This window comes from Thauera sp. SDU_THAU2 (genome assembly GCF_038260575.1).
In the GTDB taxonomy this organism is placed as follows: domain Bacteria; phylum Pseudomonadota; class Gammaproteobacteria; order Burkholderiales; family Rhodocyclaceae; genus Thauera.
Genome location: NZ_JBBWUN010000003.1, coordinates 1,983,061 through 2,002,597 on the forward strand (window position 1 = coordinate 1,983,061; position 19,537 = coordinate 2,002,597).

Sequence of the window (19,537 nt, forward strand, 5' to 3'; positions counted from 1 at the left end):
ACAAGCCCCTCGTCGCATCAAACCCACTGCCGCCCGGCACCTTCCGGTGCCGGACATGACCCGATTCACGTCAGGCAGGCAGCGGCACCAGCGGGTTGCCGTACATCGGGTCGTCCTGCTTGGAGGCCAGCGCCTTCTCCAGGTCGATACCGAGCGCCTTGGCCACGCCGGCGCCATAGGCCGGGTCCGCCGCATGGCAGTTGCGGATGTGGCGGAACTTGATGAACTCCGGTGCATCACCCATGGCGCGGCCGGTGTTGCCGAACAGGGCCTCCTGCTGCGCCGGCGTCATCAGTTGGAACAGCTTGCGCGGCTGCTCGAAGTAGTTGTCGTCGTCCTGGTGGTAGGACCAGTACTTGGCTTCGCCGGTCAGGCGCAGCGGCGGCTCCTCGAACTCCGGTTGCGCCTGCCATTGGCCGAAGCTGTTGGGTTCGTAGTGCGGCAGGCCGCCGTAGTTGCCATCCACCCGGCCTTCGCCGTCGCGGTGGTTGCTATGCACCGGGCAGCGTGCCCGGTTGACCGGGATCTGGTGGTGATTCACGCCCAGGCGGTAGCGCTGCGCATCCGCGTAGTTGAACAGGCGGGCCTGCAGCATCCGGTCCGGGCTGGCGCCGATGCCGGGCACCAGGTTGGACGGCGAGAAGGCGCTCTGCTCGACGTCGGCGAAGAAGTTTTCCGGATTCTTGTTCAGTTCGAACTCGCCCACTTCGATCAGCGGGTAGTCGCCCTTGTACCAGACCTTGGTCAGGTCGAAGGGGTGCAGGCGGTATTTCTCCGCATCGGCCTCGGGCATGACCTGGATGTACATCGTCCACTTTGGGAAGTCGCCACGCTCGATGGCCTCGTACAGGTCGCGCTGGTGGCTTTCGCGGTCCTTGCCGACAAGCTCTCCGGCCTCGGCGTCGGTCAGGTTCTTGATGCCCTGCTGGGTCCTGAAGTGCATCTTGATCCAGAAGCGCTCGCCTTTCGCGTTCCAGAAGCTGTAGGTGTGCGAACTGAAGCCATGCATGTGGCGGTAGCTGGCGGGGATGCCGCGGTCGCTCATGACCACGGTGACCTGGTGCAGCGCCTCGGGCAGCAGCGTCCAGTAGTCCCAGTTGTTGGTGGCGCTGCGCATGTTGGTGCGCGGGTCGCGCTTGACGGCCTTGTTCAGGTCGGGGAACTGGCGCGGATCGCGGACGAAGAACACCGGCGTGTTGTTGCCGACCATGTCCCAGTTGCCTTCCTCGGTATAGAACTTGAGGGCGAAGCCGCGGATGTCGCGCTCGGCGTCGGCGGCGCCACGCTCACCGGCCACGGTGGTGAAGCGGGCGAACATTTCGGTTTTCTTGCCGACTTCGCTGAAGATCTTGGCCCGGGTGTAACAGGTGATGTCCTTGGTCACCGTGAAGGTGCCGAAGGCGCCCGAACCCTTGGCATGCATGCGGCGCTCGGGAACGATCTCGCGCACGAAGTTGGCGAGTTTTTCGTTGAGCCACACGTCCTGCGCCAGCAAGGGACCGCGCGGACCGGCAGTGAGGCTGTCGCGGTTGGTGACGACTGGGGCACCGAAAGCGGTCGTCAGCTGGGTCACGGGACACTTCTTGGTATCGTCATTCATGGCGAACTCCTGCTGCTGGTTAGTCGATAGACCCCATTGTCTGAATGGGTGTTTGAATTTTATGAAAATTATTCAAACAACGAAATTTAATAGTTTCTATCGATGTCATAGGCGCAGTGATCGGGCTGTCGTCACTCAGGCTGCCGAGCGCCGCACCATGAATCTTTCGACATACTCATTGGCCGGATGGTTGCGGATGTCGTCCGGGCTGCCCATCTGCTCCACCTTGCCGTCGCGCAGGATGACGATGTATCGGCCCAGGCGCAGGGCTTCGTCGATGTCGTGCGTGATGAAGACGATGGTCTTCTGCAGGTGCTGCTGCAGGGCCAGCATCTGGTCCTGCATGTCCCGGCGTATCAGCGGGTCCAGCGCCGAAAAAGCTTCGTCCATCAGCAGGATGTCGGCGTCGATCGCCAGCGCGCGCGCCAGCCCGACTCGCTGGCGCATGCCTCCCGACAGCTCGTCGGGGTAGTTGTTTTCATAACCGAGCAGCCCCACCCGCTCCAGCCAGACGGCCGCCTTCTTGCGCGCTTGCGCCTGGTTTTCGCCGCGGACATCGAGGCCGAAGGCCACGTTGTCGATGACGTTGACGTGCGGCAGCAGGCCGAAATTCTGAAACACCATGCTGACGCGGTGCCGGCGCAGTTCGCGCAGGTCGGCCATGCTCAAGTCCAGGATGTTGCTGCCGTCGATCAGGATCTGCCCGGCCGAAGGGTCGATCAGCCGATTCAGATGCCGGACCAGGGTGGACTTGCCCGATCCCGACAAGCCCATGATGCAGGATATCTGCCCCGCGGCGAGCGTGGCGCTGACCCCGGCCAGACCCACGTTGCAGCCGGTCTCGGCCTGGACACTGGCCTTGTCGCAGCCCTGGCGCAGGAGCTCGACCGCCCTGGCCTCCTGCGGCCCGCCTTCGCGGGGGCCGAAAACCTTGTACACGTCGCGTATCTCTATCTTGGCCTCGCTCATCGCGGCTTCTCCTCCGACGTGGCGGCGCGCTGCCGGCGCGGCTGTCCGTAGGCCTGGGTGATCCGGTCTATGACGATGGCCAGGATCACGATGGCCACCCCCGCCTGCAGGCCGCGGCCCACATCCAGCGTCTGGATGCCCGCCAGTACGTCCTCGCCCAGGCCGCGCGCGCCGATCATCGACGCCACCACCACCATGGCCAGCGCCATCATGGTGGTCTGGTTGATCCCCGCCATGATGCTCGGCCGCGCCAGCGGGAGCGTGACCTTGGTCAGCATCTGCCAGCGGGTGACGCCGAAGGCCTGCGCCGCTTCGACGACGTCGGGATCGACCTGGCGCAAGCCGAGCGTGGTCAGGCGGATGAGCGGCGGCACCGCATAGATGATGGTGGCGAACAGGGCCGGCACCTTGCCCAGGCCGAACAGCATCAGCACCGGAATCAGGTACACGAAGCTCGGCAGGGTCTGCATGACGTCCAGCACCGGAGCCAGCACCCTGCGCAGGAAGCGGCTGCGCGCGGCGAGGATGCCCAAGGGTATGCCGATGACGATGGACACCAGCGTCGATGCCAAAACCAGGGCGAACGTCTGTATGAGCTTGTCCCACAGGCCCATGGCGCCGACCAGGTACAGGCAGGCCGGATACAGCACCGCCGCCACGGGCTTTCGCGTGGCATGCCAGGACAGCGCGGCGACCAGCAGCAGGAAGCCCCAGGGCGGGATCGCCAGCATCAGGCGCTCGACCGGCAGCAGCACGCCGGCCAGCATGAAGTCGCTGACCCGGCGGAACACGCCGCCGTATTCCTTGACCATGCCCATGAGCTGCCTGTTTACGAGATCGGAAGCGGACCAGTCCGGGAAGATGCCGTGGCTGGCCGGTGCCACTCCGGCAATCTCGGGCATACCGGCCGGCGCCAGCGCTGCGGCGACGCGCGCGCCCACCTCCTGCGGCAGCCAGGCTCGCCATACGTCGGGATGCTCGCGCAGGAACCGGTCGGCCATGGCCTCGCCGCTCCTGCGGGCTTCGGTCATTTCCAGAATCATGCGGTTCATCAGCGCCGGTTCGAACTGGAGCTTTTCGAAAAAGGCCACCAGGTCCGGGTTTCGGTCGGCGAAGGGCGCGGACACGGCCACCGAGAGCCGCGCCCGCAGGAAGTCGGAGGAGCAGAGCTCGCCGTCGCCGCTGACGATGGCGTCCCAGCATTTCTGGTCGAAAGAGTCCTGCTCTATCCGGTGGAACTTGTACTTGGCCATCAACCCCGCGGGCTGCCAGTAGTAGAATAGGATCGGCCGTCCCCTGTCGTAGGCCGAGCTGATGGCCGCATCCAGCGCGGCGCCGGTACCGGCACGAAAGTTGGTGTAGTGCTCTTCCAGGCCATGCAGGCGCAGCAGCCGGCTGTTGGTCGCTTCGCAGACCCAGCCCGACGGGCAGTTGAGAAAACGCCCCTTGCCGGGGTCTTCAGGATCGGTGAAGAGCGACTTGTATCGCGGCAGATCACGCCAGTTGCGCAGATCGGGCGCCAGTGCCTCGATCCCCCGCCCGGCGTCGCCATGAACCAGAAAATCGGGCACATACCAGCCCTGCTCCGCGCCGCCGGCCAGGGTATCGCCCACGACTTCGATCTTTCCCTGCCGGATCGCTTCTTCGATGATGGACGACCTGCCGGACCATATTTCCGCGATGATCTGCAGATCGTCCTGGGCCAGGGCCGACTCGATGGCAGCCGACGCACCGGGCACGATCTCCGTCGCGCAGCCGTAGCCCGAGGCGAGTATCCGGCGGACGACATGCGTGGTGAATGAAGCGCTTTCCCAGTTCAGGTCAGCCAGCCTGACCGCCTGCCCGGCATTGCAGGGCGCCGCCTGCCCCTTCGCCGCCAACGGCAGCATGAAGGCCAGGCACATGGATGCGAACGCAAGCGTACGCAGCAATTTTCCCATTCGGACTGACTCCCTTTCTGCCTCCTGCACAGCCGGCGAATGCTTGCCGCAGCCGTCATCCACGGTTCAAAGCTGCGACTCCAGCGGCAGCATGCCGATGATTCGCGCGGCAAGCCGCCGCAGCAGCGAAGTTTCGGGCTCCCGGCCGTAGCGGACGATCTCCCCGTTCTGGCCTGCTGCGCTCCATTCCAGCCTGCCTTCCGGCTTCAGACGGACCTCGTAGCTGCGCGAAGGCGCGGTTTCGCGCTGCCAGACTGCCGCCATCTTCGCCACCAGCGTCGCGGAATCGAACAGCACGCCCATCTCGGTGTTGAGCGAAGTCGAGCGCGGATCGAGATTCATCGAGCCGATGAAGCCCATGCGCCCGTCGGCACTGAAGGTCTTGGTATGCAGGCTTGCACCGCTCGACCCGCGCAGGGAGAAATCCTTGTCCTGATCCTCGGGGCGCAGTTCCCAGAGCCTGATGCCCGCCTCGAGCAGCGGGACACGGTAGCGCGCATAGCCGCCATGGACCGCAGCCACATCGGTCGCGGCCAGGGAATTGGTCAGGACCGAAACCGAAACCCCCTTTGCGGCAATGGCGGCGAGTATCGCCGTGCCCTGCTCTCCGGGAATGAAATAGGGCGAGGTGATCTCGAGCCGTTCGCGCGCGCTCTCGAATACCGGCCGCAGCTCGTGCATCAGCCAGTTCTCGCCATCCCTGCCAAGCGCCTTCTGCGGCGGATCGGCGATGATCCGCGCGCTTGCCGTCCAATGGGGCTGCTCCGCCTCGGGGTCGAGCAGCGAGAGCCGTTCGACGAGGCGCTGCAGGTATGGGCGGGCAGCGGCCTCATCGGCGGTGCCGCTCAATCCCGGGGCAATCCGTTCCAGTGCGGCACTGGGGTCTTGCACGGGCGAGAGCCTGTCGATCGGCAGCGCCACGCCGCTGTTCCAGTAGTCGTCGAAGATCGTTTCCGCCTGAGCGACGGCAGGCCCCATCACCAGTACGTCCATGTCGCGGAAATTGGTCTCTTCGGCCGCATCGAAATACTCGTCGCCGATGTTGCGCCCGCCCAGGATCGCGATGCGCCCATCGACGATCCAGGCCTTGTTGTGCATCCGCCGCGTCACGCTGAATGCCCGCAGCGCCATTTCGATGCCGCGTCGCAGGCTGCCCTCCCGCGCCCGGGTCGGGTTGAAGATGCGGATCTCGATCTGCGGATGGTGCGCCATCGCGATCATCGCGTCCCAGGTGTGGCTGGTGCCGATGTCGTCGATCAGGATCCGCACCCGCACGCCGCGCCCGGCCGCGGCAAGCGCCTCGGCAAGGAGAAGCCGGCCGGTCAGGTCCTCATGCCAGATGTAGTACATCAGATCGAGCGAACGCTCGGCCTTGCGGGCCGAAAGGCCGCGCGCGGCAAAGGCGTCGAGGTTCTCGGCCAGCAGGACCAGGCCGTTTTCGCCCGGGTGCGCGTCCGTCGCGGCGCCGATCTGCCGGTCGAGCAGCGTCTGCCCGCCCTCGACCGGCAGCGCCCGGGAGAGCTCTCCCTGGACGCGGGTTGCGAAGGCGCCATACAGCCAGGTCGCAAGCATCGAGGCCGCGACGAAGCACAGACAGGCAAGGACGATGAACCGGATCATGGCCATCCTTCAGTACGGTGCCCGGAACGGATGGGCACACGAGGATTCAGCCCCGCTGGAATGGACACTTTCGAGGCTCCGAGGAACAGAAGGCCGGTCGCGCCCGGTCAGCAACAGCCCGTACGCCGAGCCGGGTCCGGCAGCAACGGGAATTGTAGCGCCCGAGCCTGCTCGCGCAAGATGTACGCATAGCGCATGTGGATTCCGGGATGGTCGCTCGAGGGAACGCGCTTCTGCCGTTCAAGCTGTCCGGCATACCGCGGAGTTTTCCTTCCTGCTCCACTGCCTGAATAAATATTTGAACATGGCAATATAATCATCTTTTAACATATATCAAGTCTCGCCCTCCCCGGCAGCCCTAAAGTGCATCTGCAAGGAACTGCCACGAAACGTTTGTCATGGCAGTCATGCGGGCGGTAGCCAGGCCCATGAGCCGGATGCCTGGACGAGCGTCGATCAAGCCAGAAAGGGAGCGAGATGATCATGAACGAAGAGATGAAGATGAACCCGGCCGATGCGATGCCGGATCCGAGCCGCCGCAAGTTCCTGAACACCGCTGCCTTCGCCGGCCTGGCCGGTGCCGGCCTGTCGGTCGGCCTGTCGGCCTGCAACAATGAAACGGCTCCCGCACCCGCTGCGCCATCTGCAGCGGCCCCCTCCGGCGTGCCGGCAGCCGCCGCAAGCGACATGCACCTGCACATGCAGCCGGGCGAACTCGATACTTACTACGGCGTCTGGTCCGGCGGCCACTCGGGCGAATGCCGCATTCTCGGCCTGCCCTCGGGCCGGGAGATCAAGCGCATCCCGACCTTCAACATCGACTGCATGAGCGGCTGGGGCATCACCAACGAGTCGAAGAAGGTCATCGGCACCCGCCCCGACGGGCGCCCGAAGTACATGACGGGCGACACGCACCACATCCACGGTTCGTACACCAACGGCACCTTCAACGGCAAGTATTTCTGGGTCAACGACAAGATCCACGGCCGCCTGGCCCGTATCCGCGGCGACGTCTTCGAGTGCGACGCGATCACCGAGCTGCCCAACATCCAGGGCTTCCACGGCATCTTCCCGGACAAGCGCGACCCGGTCGATCCTGCGATCAACCACACCACCCGCGTGTTCTGCGGCAATGAGTTCCACATTCCGCAACCCAACGACGGCCGCGACCTGGACGACCCGACGAAGTACTTCTGCCTGTTCACCTGCGTCGATGCCGAAACCATGGAGGTCCGCTGGCAAGCGAAGGTCGACGGCAACATGGACCTCGTGGCGACGTCATACGACGGCCGCTTCGCCGCCTCGAACCAGTACAACACCGAAGGCGGCGCGCATTACGAAGACATGATGTCGGCCGAAATGGACGCCTGCGTGTTCCTGGACGTGGGCCGCGTCGAGCAGGCGATCAAGGACGGCAAGTTCACCACCATCGGCGACTCCAGGGTACCGGTGGTGGACGGCACCAGGGCTGCCAACACCGATGCGGCCACCGCGCTGGCCGGCTACGTCCCGGTGCCCAAGAACCCGCACGGCGTCAATGCCAGCCCGGACGGCAAGTACTTCATCTGCTCGGGCAAGCTGTCGCCCACCTGCACCGTGATCGAGTTGAGCAAGGTCGCCGAATGGTTCGACGGCAAGCTCGACGACATCCGCAAGGCGGTGGTCGCCGAAGTCGAAGTCGGTCTCGGCCCCCTGCACACCACCTTCGACGGCCGCGGCAACGCCTTCACCACGCTGTTCCTCGACAGCCAGGTGGTCAAGTGGAACATCGAGAAGGCGATCCAGTTCTCTGCCGGCGACAAGTCCGTGCAGAGCGTGGTCGACCGCATCGACGTGCATTACCAGCCGGGCCACATCAATTCCTCGATGGGCGAAACCCGCGAGGCCGACGGCCAGTTCCTCGCGGTGGGCTGCAAGTTCTCCAAGGACCGCTTCCTCCCGGTCGGCCCGATGCACCCGGAAAACGAGCAGTTGATCGACATCCGCGGCGAAAAGATGGTGCTGCTGGCCGACCACCCGGTGCATCCTGAGCCGCACGATTTCGTCATCGTCCGGCGCGACATCATCAATACCCGCCAGGTCGGCGTACTGGACGCCCATCCGCTCGCGGTGAAGGATCCCGAAGGATTCCGGTGTGTTCCGTGACGGCAACAAGGTCACGGTCAAGATTGCCTCGATGGCGCCGGCTTACTCCCTGCGCGAATTCGAAGTAAACGTCGGCGATGAAGTCACCATCATCCTGACCAACCTCGACAAGGTGGAGGATCTGACGCACGGCTGGGCGATGCCGAAATACGACATCAACTTCACCGTCAATCCGCTGGAAACCAAGTCGGTCACCTTCACCGCCGACAAGCCAGGCGTGTTCTGGTGCTACTGCACGCACTTCTGCCACGCCCTGCACCTGGAGATGCGCACGCGCATGATCGTGCGTCCGTAACGCCACCAGCGCTGCCTGGCCTGAATCGAGGGGCGGCAAGCCCCTCGATTGCTTTTACCCGCCGACTTCCCGACATGGAGCGCATCATGGAGCCTCTTACCGCCCTGCGGAGCATCGCAATGGCGGTGCTGTTCGCTGCCAACCTGCTTCCGATGCTCGCTGCACCAGCGGCCGCGGCCGAAGTCTGGCGGGTCAAAGCAGGCGAATCCATCCAGGCCGCGATCGACCGCGCCGCACCGGGCGACACCATCGAAGTCGAGCGTGCGCGCTATTTCGGCCACTTGCTGATCGACAAACCGCTGACCCTGCGCGGCATCGAGCGCCCGACGATCGACGGCGAGCTGAAGGAAAACACCATCAGCGTCAAGGCCGAGGACGTCACCATCGAAGGCCTGATCATCGCCAACTCCGGCGGCGACACCCTGTACCAGCACGCCGGCGTCTACATCTACCCCGGCTCGCACAAGGCGGTGGTACGCAACTGCGATTTCTCCTACACGCTGTTCGGGCTGTGGATCGAGAAAGCCAACGACGTGCTGATCGAGAACAACCTGATCACCGGCAAGCGTGACTTCGATTCGCCCCGCCGTGGCAACGGCATCCAGCTCTACAACACGCGCCGCGCGCGCATCATCGGCAACAACATCAGCTTCGTGCGTGATGCGCTCTACGTCGATGTCTCGCACGACGCCCTGTTCCGCGACAACCGCCTGCACCACAGCCGCTACGGCACGCACTACATGAACGCCTACGACAACGTCTGGGAAGGCAACGACAGCTGGATGAACCGCGGCGGCCTGGCGCTGATGGAAGTGCGCCGCCTGACCGTGCGCAACAACCGCGCCTGGGCCAACTCGGACCACGGCATCATGCTGCGCACCATCCAGGACTCGGTGATCGAGCACAACGTCGTCGCCGGCAACCAGCGCGGCTTCTTCATCTACGACGCCGAGTACAACGAGCTGCGCGGCAACTCGGTGATCGACAACCGCGTCGGCATCCACCTGTGGGCGGGCTCGAAGAACAACAAAGTGGAAGGCAACGACTTCATCGCCAACCGCGAGCAGGTGCGCTACGTCGGCGCCCGCGACATGGTGTGGGGCGAACAGCAGGGCAACCACTGGAGCAACTACCTCGGCTGGGACCGCGACGGCGACGGCGCGGGCGACGTCCAGTACGAGGCCAACGACATGGTGGACCGCCTGTCCTGGCGCCACCCGATGATGAAGCTGCTGCTGGCCAGCCCCGCGGTGCAGACGCTGCGCCTGGTCGGCCAGCAGTTCCCGCTGCTGCGTGCGCCCAGCATCGTCGACCCCAAGCCGCAGATGCAGCCGCACAACCCCGACTGGAGCCAATGGCGTGGCCGATATTTCCCCCGCTCCGAATGAGACTGCTTGCAACACGCCTCGCGCGGTGATCGCCGCCTGGCGTTTCCGCCTCGGCGCGAGCCGCGCCTGCGTTGCTGCTCCCTGATGCCGGACGGCTCCCCGCCGGTTTCTTCCCACAGCTCGGATGCTGGCAAGCACACTCGTTTTTGCCAGCCGTTCCGCCACAAGGAATGTGGCGATGAACGACAGCACTCCTGTCCGGTGTCGCCAAGGTGCTGCACACCCTCGGCGAACTGCCGGCGGACTGGACACTCGAATACCAGAGGCTGCTGGCGCCACTCAGGATCGCATCGGTCAGCACGATGGCCGTGATCGCCGCAGGCCGACCGCCAGAGCCGCTGCGTCCACAACATGCCATACCCCCAAAAGGATCATGCCATGACGAGCTCCCACGATAGCTTCCGATCCCGCAGCCGCCTCCAGGTCGGCGACCAGTCCTATACCTACTTCTCGATTCCGGAGGCGGAAAGAAACGGCCTTGCAGGCGCATCGCGCCTGCCGTTCTCGATGCGTGTCCTGCTCGAAAACCTGCTGCGCTTCGAGGACGGACGCACCGTGCGGCGTACCGACATCCTCGCCGTGGCCGACTGGCTGAACGACAAGGGGCGGCTGGAGAAGGAAATCGCCTTCCGCCCCGCCCGCGTGCTCATGCAGGATTTCACCGGCGTGCCTGCCGTCGTCGATCTGGCGGCCATGCGCGACGCCATCGGTCTGCTCGGGGGCGACCCGAAGAAGATCAACCCGCAGGTGCCCGTCGATCTGGTCATCGACCACTCGGTGATCGTCGATGAATTCGGCACCTCGCTTGCCTACCGCCACAACGTGGAAAAGGAATACCAGCGCAACGGCGAGCGCTACCGCTTCCTGCGCTGGGGTCAGGACGCATTCGACAACTTCCGCGTCGTTCCGCCCGGCACCGGCATCTGCCACCAGGTGAATCTGGAGTACCTGTCGCAGACGGTGTGGACCCGCAGCGAGGGCGGCGAAACCGTCGCCTATCCCGATTCGCTGGTCGGCACCGATTCGCACACCACCATGGTCAACGGCCTTTCCGTGCTGGGCTGGGGCGTCGGCGGCATCGAGGCGGAGGCGGCCATGCTCGGCCAGCCGCTGTCCATGCTGATACCCGAGGTCATTGGTTTCAAGCTCTCCGGCCGGCTGATGGAGGGTGTGACGGCCACCGACCTGGTGCTGACCGTGACCCAGATGCTGCGCAGGAAGGGCGTGGTCGGCAAGTTCGTGGAGTTCTACGGCCCGGGGCTCGACGCGCTGAGCATCGAGGACCGCGCCACCATCGGCAACATGGCGCCCGAATACGGCGCGACCTGCGGTTTCTTCCCCATCGACGAGGCGACGCTGCGCTACCTGCGCAAGACCGGCCGCGCCGAGGAGCGCGTGGCGCTGGTCGAGGCCTATGCCAGAGCGCAGGGCATCTTCCGCACGGCCGAGACGCCCGACCCGGAATTCACCGACGCGCTCTCGCTCGACCTTGGCGACGTGCTGCCGTCTCTGGCCGGCCCCAAGCGCCCGCAGGACCGCATCCTGCTCTCGGCCGCCAAGCAGGGCTTCGTGGACGCGATGGAAACCGAGTTCAAGAAGGCCGCCGACCTCGCCGCGCGCTACGCGGTCGAGGGCAAGCCCTTCGATCTCGGCCACGGCGACGTGGTGATCGCCGCCATCACCTCCTGCACCAACACCTCGAACCCCAGCGTGATGATCGGCGCCGGGCTGCTGGCCCGTAACGCGGTGGCCAAGGGCCTGAAGGTGAAGCCGTGGGTGAAGACCTCGCTCGCCCCAGGATCGCAGGTCGCCGGCGAATACCTGGAGAAATCCGGCCTGCAGAAGAGCCTCGACGCGCTCGGCTTCAACAGCGTCGCCTACGGCTGTACGACGTGCATCGGCAACTCCGGTCCGCTCGCCGCGGAAATCTCGCGCGCGATCAACGACAACGGCATCGTCGCGGCTGCCGTGCTATCGGGCAATCGCAACTTCGAGGGCCGCATCAATCCCGACGTGCGCGCCAACTACCTCGCTTCTCCGCCGCTCGTGGTGGCCTATGCGCTCGCCGGATCGATGCAGATCGATCTCACGACCGAGCCGCTCGGCACGGGCCTCGACGGCCAGCCGGTGTACCTGAAGAACATCTGGCCGTCCTCCCGGGAGATCCAGGCATTCATCGACCAGAACATCTCCGAGGCCTTGTTCCGTCGCCGCTACGCGGACGTGTTCTGGGCGACGACAACTGGAAAGGCATCACCGTCTCCGGCGGGCTCACCTACCAGTGGGACGCCCAATCCACCTACGTGCGCAACCCTCCGTATTTCGACGGCATCACCAAGACACCGGAGCCGATCCAGGACATCGTTGGCGCGCGCATCCTCGGTCTCTTCCTCGATTCGATCACCACGGACCATATTTCGCCCGCGGGCTCGATCAAGGAGACGAGCCCCGCCGGCCGCTACCTGCGCGACCACGGCGTGAGTCCGCCGGATTTCAACCAGTACGGCACCCGCCGCGGCAACCACGAAGTCATGGTGCGCGGCACCTTCGCCAATATCCGCCTGAAGAACCAGATGGTGCACGACGAGGCCGGCAATGTCGTCGAAGGCGGCTGGACCGTGCATCACCCCTCGGGAGAAAGGCTGGCGATCCACGATGCCGCCGAACGCTACGAGGCCGACGGCGTGCCGCTGGTGGTGTTCGCCGGCCGTGAATACGGCACGGGGTCCTCGCGCGATTGGGCGGCCAAGGGCAGCAAACTGCTCGGCATCCGTGCCGTCATCGCGCAGAGCTTCGAGCGCATCCATCGCTCCAACCTTGTCGGCATGGGCATCCTCCCGCTCGTGTTCGAGGAAGGCACGTCATGGCAGACGCTCGGCCTCAAAGGCGACGAGCGGGTGAGCATTCGCGGCCTCGGCGGTGCACTCCAGCCTCGCCAGACGCTAGATGCCGAGATCGTTTTCGCAGATGGCACGGTGAAGAACGTCCCGCTCATCGTGCGCATCGACACGCTCGACGAACTGGATTACTTCAGCAACGGCGGCATCCTGCATTACGTGCTGCGGCAGCTCGCCTCATGAGGAAGGTTATTCCGTACCAGTCTTGCGCGTCTTCCTCTGAAGCCGATTTTTAAGCATAGACATGAGATTCTGACGCTTAGGGGATACAGTGACAACATTAGCTGACGTCGCCGACTTGTTACGTAACGTGCGTCGGAAGGCCGGCTTGAGCCAGGAGGCGCTGGCACAGCGCGCTGGTGTTTCTCGCACGACGGTGGCCCATATGGAAACGCTTGCCAAAAGCGATATGAGTGTTTTCGCATTGCTGCGACTGTTGGAAGCAGCAGGCTATGATCTCAAGCCTGTCAAGCAGGGCTATGTCCGGACTCTTGAGGATATCCTTGCCGAGCAGCGCCGGGGCGACGAGCCATGAAACTCGATGTGCATGTGCGCTCTACACCATGCGGATGCTGGAGAGGCTGAATGAAGATGCCTGCAGCTTGCTAGGACTGCCGCTCCACGAAAAATATGCAACGACAGTCGAGCGCGTATTGAATGTCACCCGTGTGTACATGCCTGCCGCAGTCATGCGGGCGCAATGGAGCAGTTTGGCTGGCATCTGCTGACCAACTACGTGGTGCGCAATGCCGATTGCCATGCCAAGAACATCGCACTGTATTACACCGACTTGAAAGACGTGGCTTATGCGCCGGTCTACGACGTTGTTACTACACAGGCGTATCCGCGTTATGCGGCCAATCCGCTGGGGCTACCTGTTGACGGACGGCAAACCTGGGCAGTGGGAAAAACCTTGGAGCGGTTTTTCAAGGCCAGATTGGGTATTGTGCCGAAGCAGTATGCGGAGATGGTGGAGCGGCTATGCGAATCTGCGGTGGGTGCTGGAAGGGAAGTGATTGAGGCAGCCAGGAATGAGTCGCGATGGCATACCGTTGCCAAGCAGATGGTGCATGCGTGGAATGATGGGGTGGCTTCGTTGCGGAGCCCGAAGAACTTCGTCGCTTTCCGAGGGTTGGATGAGGCGATTGCTCAGGCTGGGTTTTCGGAACCAGAGAAGGTGTAGAAAGTAGGCAAGAGACGATTTGGCGGTCGGAGTTGTTGGGAAGACGGAGTAAGAAATAGGGTCTGCTATCGGCCAACTTAAGTCATTCGTGCAAGGAAGTCCGAACAGCTGCCTCCACCAACAACGACCAAGCTGCCTAGGTTGGACGACGCAGTTGGTACTGTTGCGTGTTCGGGTCGATTTCCAGTCCCAGTTGGTATCCAATTCCTTTGAGCATGGTGTTGAACCTTTCTCTCTCAGTGTCTAGGTCATCAGTTCTCGCCACGAAAAGAAACTCGGAATAGACGACAGCCAGGGCGGCTGCTATTCTAGGAGCGTTCGAACACTCATTGAGCTTTAGCGTTTTCCAATCCTGCACCAGGCGCGAGTTTTCGAACTTGCGCTCCGGGTCGTAGAACACCGAAACGATGAGTTTGTCCTGGTGCGTGACGGCCACCAAGCCGAACGGCATCAGTACATCGTGCGCCGCACCCGAATAGATCGTCGCCCCAAACAAGTGCGCTAGCCACCCGCCGGGGACACTAGTTGGCAGTACCAGCGTCGATCCGCCGCGAGGTACGGGCTGCCTGTCGGAAAGTTTCTTAAAGTCTTTGCGGAAATCCTCGAGCGCGAAGACCAGGTGACGCCTATCAAAGTCTACTGGCGCCAGGGGATGGTGTGCGTTCTGCGCCATGCGCCAGTGGCAGAGCGACATGCCCACGGAGATCTTTTTTTGCCAGAGATGCAACAGATCAAGCGACGTCTCCCCCTGCTTAACACGATTCTCCAAGTCACCAAACGTGCCGTTAGCAGTCGGATCAGCTCGTGGACGGAACTCCTTGATGCCTGCCAAGCTTCCCGGCCATCCCATTTCGATGCGTTTACGATTGAGTTCGTAGTCGTCGATCAACCAGCGGGGGATGGCGTGCTCTCCTTTGCTGGTCCGCTTGACCGGCACGCCAGTAAACAGGCACATCTCGTCAAAATCGTCGCGCTCGAACGTCGCTTTGCGCATCACAGGGATTGAGGTCATATGTCTCCATGCTATTATGTTGATTTGCCAGATCCTGTATCGCTACGAAGCAGTCATTAGGAATAGCTAGGCACAAACGCAAAAAGCCCAAACCGAAGTTTGGGCTTTTTCTGAATTCTGGAGCGGGAAACGAGTCTCGAACTCGCGACCTCAACCTTGGCAAGGTTGCGCTCTACCAACTGAGCTATTCCCGCATTTCGACGATCCGGCATGGCGAGGGTTTTCCAGAACCATTCGCGCCTTGCAGGCGCCGGCTTTCACCGGTGAAGCAAGCCGATCGTCTTTCGTCTCGCGCCGTTCTGCGCTCGACGGGGGCGAACTATACCGGGCTTCACCTTCATGCGCAACACTGGCCCGTCGTCAGCCGCCGAGCGCTTCGTCGACGATTTCGATCCAGTGCCGCACCGGCGTTCGGCCGGCGCTGTCCAGGTGGATCTGGCAGCCGATGTTGGCCGTCGCGATCAGCTCGGGCTTGCCGCTTTCGAGCGCGTCCAGCTTGTTGTCGCGCAGCCGGCGCGACAGCTCGGGCTGGGTCAGCGAATACGTGCCTGCCGAACCGCAGCACAGGTGGGCATCGGGTACCGGCGTCAGTTCGAAACCCAGGCCGGCCAGCACGGCCTCGACCGCGCCGCCGAGCTTCTGCGCGTGCTGCAAGGTACAGGGGCAGTGGAAGGCGAGCCGCTTGCCGGCGGGCACGCCGAGCTTGTCCAGCGGTTCGGCGCGCAGCACCTCGACCAGATCCTTCGCCAGTTCGCTGACCCGCGCAGCCTTGGTCGCATAGGCCGGATCGTCGCGCAGCATGTAGCCGTATTCCTTGACGAAGGCACCGCAGCCGCTGGCGGTCTGCACGATCGCCTCGGCACCCGCCTCGATCGCCGGCCACCAGGCGTCGATGTTTCGGCGGGCGCGCTCCAGCCCGGCCTCCTGCGCATCGAGATGGAAATCGACCGCGCCGCAGCAACCGGCTTCGCCCACCGGCCGGACGCTGATGCCGAGGCGGTCCAGCATCCGGGCCGCAGCGGCGTTGGTGTTGGGCGACAGGCCGGGCTGCACGCAGCCTTCCAGCATCAGCACGATGCGGGCATGGCGCGCTGCCGGGCGTGGCCTGGCAGCAGGTTTGCGACGGGGGAGTTTCGATGCCAGGGTTTCGGTCAGCAGCGGCCGTACTACAGAGCCCGCTGCCAGAAGCGTCTTGAATACCGCCGGCCGCGACAGGGTGCCGCGCAGCAGCGTGCGCCGGGCGGTTTCGTCCAGCGGCCGCGGCGCCCACAGGTCGATGGCTGCACGGCCGACATCGAGCAGCTTGTGGTACTGCACGCCGGATGGGCAGGTCGTCTCGCAGTTGCGGCAGCTCAGGCAGCGGTCCAGGTGCATGCGGGTGCTGGCGCTGAACTCGCCACCTTCGAGCATCTTCTTCATCAGGTAGATGCGGCCGCGCGGGCCGTCGAGCTCGTCGCCCAGCAACTGGTAGGTCGGACAGGTGGCATTGCAGAAGCCGCAATGCACACAGGCGCGCAGTACGCTTTCGGCGATTTCGGCGCCGGGCAACTGACGCGCGGCTTCACTGAGCTTGGTTTGCATGGCCTGGTCTCTGCCTGTTACAGCCCGGCGTACATGCGGCCGGGGTTGAAAATGCCTTGCGGATCGAGCTGCGCCTTGAGCTGGCGATGATGGCGCATCAGCGCTGCCGGCAGCGGGTGCAGCGGGCTGTCGCAGGCACCCGGCGTGAAACAGCTCGCATGCCCGCCCGCCGCTGCCGCTGCGCGGCGGATTTCCGCACTGTCGGCGGAGCTCTTGAGCCAGCGCTGCGCACCGCCCCAATCGACGAGCTGAGCGCCGGCGGGCATGTCCGAACGACTGTCATTGGCCACCGACAATCGCCACAACGGCGCCGGGTCAACGAAGAAATCGAGCTGAAACTCGCGCAATGCCGTCCAGAACTCCGCCGACACCTCCTCGCCGCCAAGGCTTTCCCGCGCAGCCTTCACCGAGCCCTCGCCTCCTTCCAGCCGCAGCATCAGCGCTTCGCCGTCATGGCAGGCGGCGGTGATCGGCAGGGGCTGCTGGCCCCATTCGGCGAAACGATCCAGCGCCGCCGGCACATCCATCTCCAGCCGCAGCGTACAGCTGCTGCGCGGCTTGGGCAGGACTTTCAGCGACACTTCGGTGAGCAGCCCGAGGCAGCCCAGGCTGCCCGCCATCAAGCGTGAAACGTCGTAGCCGGCGACGTTCTTCATCACTTCGCCGCCGAAGCGCAGATGCTTGCCGTGCCCGGTGATGACGCGGCAGCCGAGCACGAAGTCGCGCACCGCGCCGACCCACGGCCGCCGCGGGCCGGACAGCCCGGCCGCGACCATGCCGCCCACCGTGGCCTGCCCACCGAACTGCGGCGGTTCGAAAGCCAGCGTCTGGCCTTCGCCGTTGAGCACGGCCTCGACTTCGGCGACCGGCGTGCCGGCGCGAACGGTGACGACCAGTTCGGTCGGTTCGTAGTTGACGATGCCGCGATGGCCTCGCGTATCCAGCAAGCTGCCGCTGCCCTGCCCGCCGTAGAACGCCTTCGTGCCGCCGCCCTGGATCAGCAGCGGCGTGCCGGTGGAAAGCGCCGTGCAGACCTGGGCCAGCAGTTCCTCGCCGAGATCGGCATCCGGTGTTGCGCTGCCCATCAGAAACGCTCCAGTTCGGGAAACGGCATCTGTCCCTGGTGCACACGCATCGCACCGTTCTCCGCGCAGCGGCGCAGCGTGGGGATGTTCTTGCCGGGGTTCAGCAGGCCTTCGGCGTCGAACGCCGCCTTCACCGCATGGAAGAAAGTCAGTTCGTCGGCGTTGAACTGCACGCACATCTGGTTGATCTTCTCGCGCCCCACGCCATGCTCGCCGGTGATGGTGCCGCCGACCTCGACGCAGAGTTCGAGGATTTTGCCGCCGAGTTCCTCGGCCCTTTCCAGCTCGCCCGGCTGGTTGGCATCGAACAGGATCAGCGGGTGCATGTTGCCGTCGCCGGCATGGAAGACGTTGGCCACGCGCAGGCCATAGCGCTCCGACAGCTCGGCCGTGCCGCGCAGCACCCTGGGCAGGTGCTTGCGCGGAATCGTGCCGTCCATGCAGTAGTAGTCCGGCGACATGCGGCCGACGGCGGGGAAGGCATTCTTGCGTCCGGCCCAGAAGCGCACCCGCTCGGCTTCGTCGCGCGCCAGGCTGACCGCGGTCGCGCCCGCCCTTTCCAATACCGCGCGCACCCGTTCGATGTCCTCGGCGACATCCAGCTCGACGCCATCCAGCTCGCACAGCAGGATCGCTTCGGCCTCGACCGGGTAGCCGGCATGGATGAAGTCCTCGGCCGCCTGGATGGCGAGCTTGTCCATCATCTCCAGGCCGCCCGGGATGATGCCTTCGCCGATGATGTCGGCCACCGCCCTGCCCGCGCTGTCGACCGAATCGAAGCTCGCCATCAGCACGCGCGCCACCCGCGGCTTCGGCAGCAGCTTGACCGTGATCTCGGTGACGATGCCGAGCATGCCTTCGGAGCCCATGAACAGCGCCAGCAGGTCGAAGCCGGGCGAATCCAGCGCATCCGAGCCCAGCGTCAGGCGCTCGCCCTCGATCGTGAGAATCTCGAGCTTGAGGACGTTGTGCACGGTCAGCCCGTATTTCAGGCAATGCACGCCGCCCGCGTTCTCCGCCACGTTGCCGCCGATCGAACAGGCGATCTGCGACGAGGGGTCGGGCGCGTAATAAAGCTCGTAGGGCGCGGCGGCCTGCGAAATCGCCAAGTTGCGCACGCCCGGCTGCACGCGGGCGAAGCGCCCTTGCGGATTGACTTCGAGGATGCGGTTGAAACGCGCCATCACCAGCAGCACGCCCTGCTCCAGCGGCAGCGCTCCGCCCGACAGGCCCGTGCCCGCGCCGCGCGGCACCACCGGCACCCGGCGTGCATGGCAGATGCGCAGAATGGCTTCGACCTGCTCGATGCGCTCGGGCAGCAGCACCAGCATCGGCAGCGTGCGGTAGGCAGACAGGCCGTCGCACTCGTAGGGACGGCGGTCTTCCTCGCTATGGAGGATCCGGAGATCGGGCAGGCTGCGGCGCAGCTCGGCAAAGAGATCGGCGACATCGACCTTGTTGAGCGCGCCGTCGATCGCCTCGTCGTAGAGAATGTTCATTGCAGGGCCCGTCCACCTGTCCTCGTTGGCAACAGATGCTAAGGCCTTCGGCGGCATGATCCAAGCGCTGCGATACAGCACGGCTTCCGCACGGCGTCGGAGCATCCATGAAATTGCAGGACAGAAATCATCAGTACGTTACAGCCTGTTCGAACAATCATGCCATCGCTCCAGGCAGACCCGCAGCAGCCACCGCGCAGGTCATCGTTCGTGCCTCTTGAACGAGAAAACAGCGACGAGAAGCAGCCGCAACCATATCAGGCATTCATATCTCCCCTTGAGGGGAAACCTTCGATTGACCACACCAAGTCGGAGCCATAGAC

The 19,537-nt window shown here is 64.3% G+C and carries 13 protein-coding genes, 1 tRNA gene and 1 pseudogene; 6 read left to right on the top strand and 9 right to left on the bottom strand.

Translation table 11 applies throughout. The annotated features are described in order from the left end of the window. Positions 1-70 precede the first annotated feature (70 nt). The 4 genes from AAFL97_RS10670 to AAFL97_RS10685 form a co-directional block, all read right to left on the bottom strand. A complete protein-coding gene (locus AAFL97_RS10670; protein ID WP_341644889.1) occupies positions 71-1,600 on the bottom strand; it encodes a catalase in 1,530 nt (509 codons plus the stop codon). 135 nt (positions 1,601-1,735) lie between these two features. Further along, positions 1,736-2,569, bottom strand: a complete 834-nt coding sequence (locus AAFL97_RS10675; RefSeq protein ID WP_341644890.1) for a quaternary amine ABC transporter ATP-binding protein — start codon at positions 2,567-2,569, stop codon at positions 1,736-1,738. Continuing rightward, positions 2,566-4,509: a glycine betaine ABC transporter substrate-binding protein gene (locus AAFL97_RS10680; protein ID WP_341644891.1), complete on the bottom strand. Its 1,944-nt coding sequence runs from the start codon at positions 4,507-4,509 to the stop codon at positions 2,566-2,568. The genes AAFL97_RS10675 and AAFL97_RS10680 overlap by 4 nt, the downstream gene beginning before the upstream one ends. Positions 4,510-4,575: 66 nt before the next feature. Beyond that, positions 4,576-6,129 (bottom strand): phospholipase D family protein, encoded by a 1,554-nt coding sequence (locus AAFL97_RS10685; RefSeq protein ID WP_341644892.1) that lies wholly within the window; start codon positions 6,127-6,129, stop codon positions 4,576-4,578. 483 nt (positions 6,130-6,612) lie between these two features. On the opposite strand from AAFL97_RS10685, the pseudogene nosZ reads away from it, so the two are divergent. The 6 genes and pseudogenes from nosZ (at position 6,613) to AAFL97_RS10715 (ending at position 14,037) form a co-directional block, all read left to right on the top strand. Beyond that, positions 6,613-8,569, top strand: a pseudogene (nosZ, locus tag AAFL97_RS10690) (TAT-dependent nitrous-oxide reductase). A 119-nt stretch (positions 8,570-8,688) separates the two neighbouring features. Further along, a complete protein-coding gene (locus AAFL97_RS10695; protein WP_445954532.1) occupies positions 8,689-9,957 on the top strand; it encodes a nitrous oxide reductase family maturation protein NosD in 1,269 nt (422 codons plus the stop codon). A 378-nt stretch (positions 9,958-10,335) separates the two neighbouring features. Then, entirely contained in the window at positions 10,336-12,438 is a 2,103-nt protein-coding gene (locus AAFL97_RS10700; protein WP_341644893.1) for an aconitate hydratase, read from the top strand. Next, the gene (locus AAFL97_RS10705) at positions 12,435-13,037 is read left to right on the top strand and encodes a hypothetical protein (protein WP_341644894.1); all 603 of its coding nucleotides are present in this window, start codon (positions 12,435-12,437) and stop codon (positions 13,035-13,037) included. Before AAFL97_RS10700 ends, AAFL97_RS10705 begins: the two co-directional genes overlap by 4 nt. 88 nt (positions 13,038-13,125) lie before the next feature. Then, positions 13,126-13,389, top strand: a complete 264-nt coding sequence (locus tag AAFL97_RS10710) for a helix-turn-helix domain-containing protein (RefSeq protein ID WP_341644895.1) — start codon at positions 13,126-13,128, stop codon at positions 13,387-13,389. A gap of 117 nt (positions 13,390-13,506) precedes the next feature. Beyond that, positions 13,507-14,037, top strand: a complete 531-nt coding sequence (locus AAFL97_RS10715; RefSeq protein WP_341647139.1) for a HipA domain-containing protein — start codon at positions 13,507-13,509, stop codon at positions 14,035-14,037. Between the two features lie 136 nt (positions 14,038-14,173). Here the strand turns inward: AAFL97_RS10715 and AAFL97_RS10720 are convergent, their stop codons facing one another. The 5 genes from AAFL97_RS10720 to glcD form a co-directional block, all read right to left on the bottom strand. After that, positions 14,174-15,049: a hypothetical protein gene (locus AAFL97_RS10720; protein WP_341644896.1), complete on the bottom strand. Its 876-nt coding sequence runs from the start codon at positions 15,047-15,049 to the stop codon at positions 14,174-14,176. Between the two features lie 118 nt (positions 15,050-15,167). Further along, positions 15,168-15,243 (bottom strand) — tRNA-Gly (locus AAFL97_RS10725). A gap of 166 nt (positions 15,244-15,409) precedes the next feature. Next, positions 15,410-16,630: a glycolate oxidase subunit GlcF gene (gene glcF, locus AAFL97_RS10730; RefSeq protein WP_341644897.1), complete on the bottom strand. Its 1,221-nt coding sequence runs from the start codon at positions 16,628-16,630 to the stop codon at positions 15,410-15,412. Between the two features lie 17 nt (positions 16,631-16,647). Continuing rightward, positions 16,648-17,715 carry a glycolate oxidase subunit GlcE gene (gene glcE, locus AAFL97_RS10735; protein ID WP_341644898.1) on the bottom strand — a complete coding sequence of 356 codons (1,068 nt, stop codon included), beginning with the start codon at positions 17,713-17,715 and terminating at the stop codon, positions 16,648-16,650. Continuing rightward, positions 17,715-19,214, bottom strand: coding sequence for a glycolate oxidase subunit GlcD (glcD, locus tag AAFL97_RS10740; protein ID WP_341644899.1), 1,500 nt, complete (start codon positions 19,212-19,214; stop codon positions 17,715-17,717). Before glcD ends, glcE begins: the two co-directional genes overlap by 1 nt. Between the last annotated feature and the right edge of the window lie 323 nt (positions 19,215-19,537).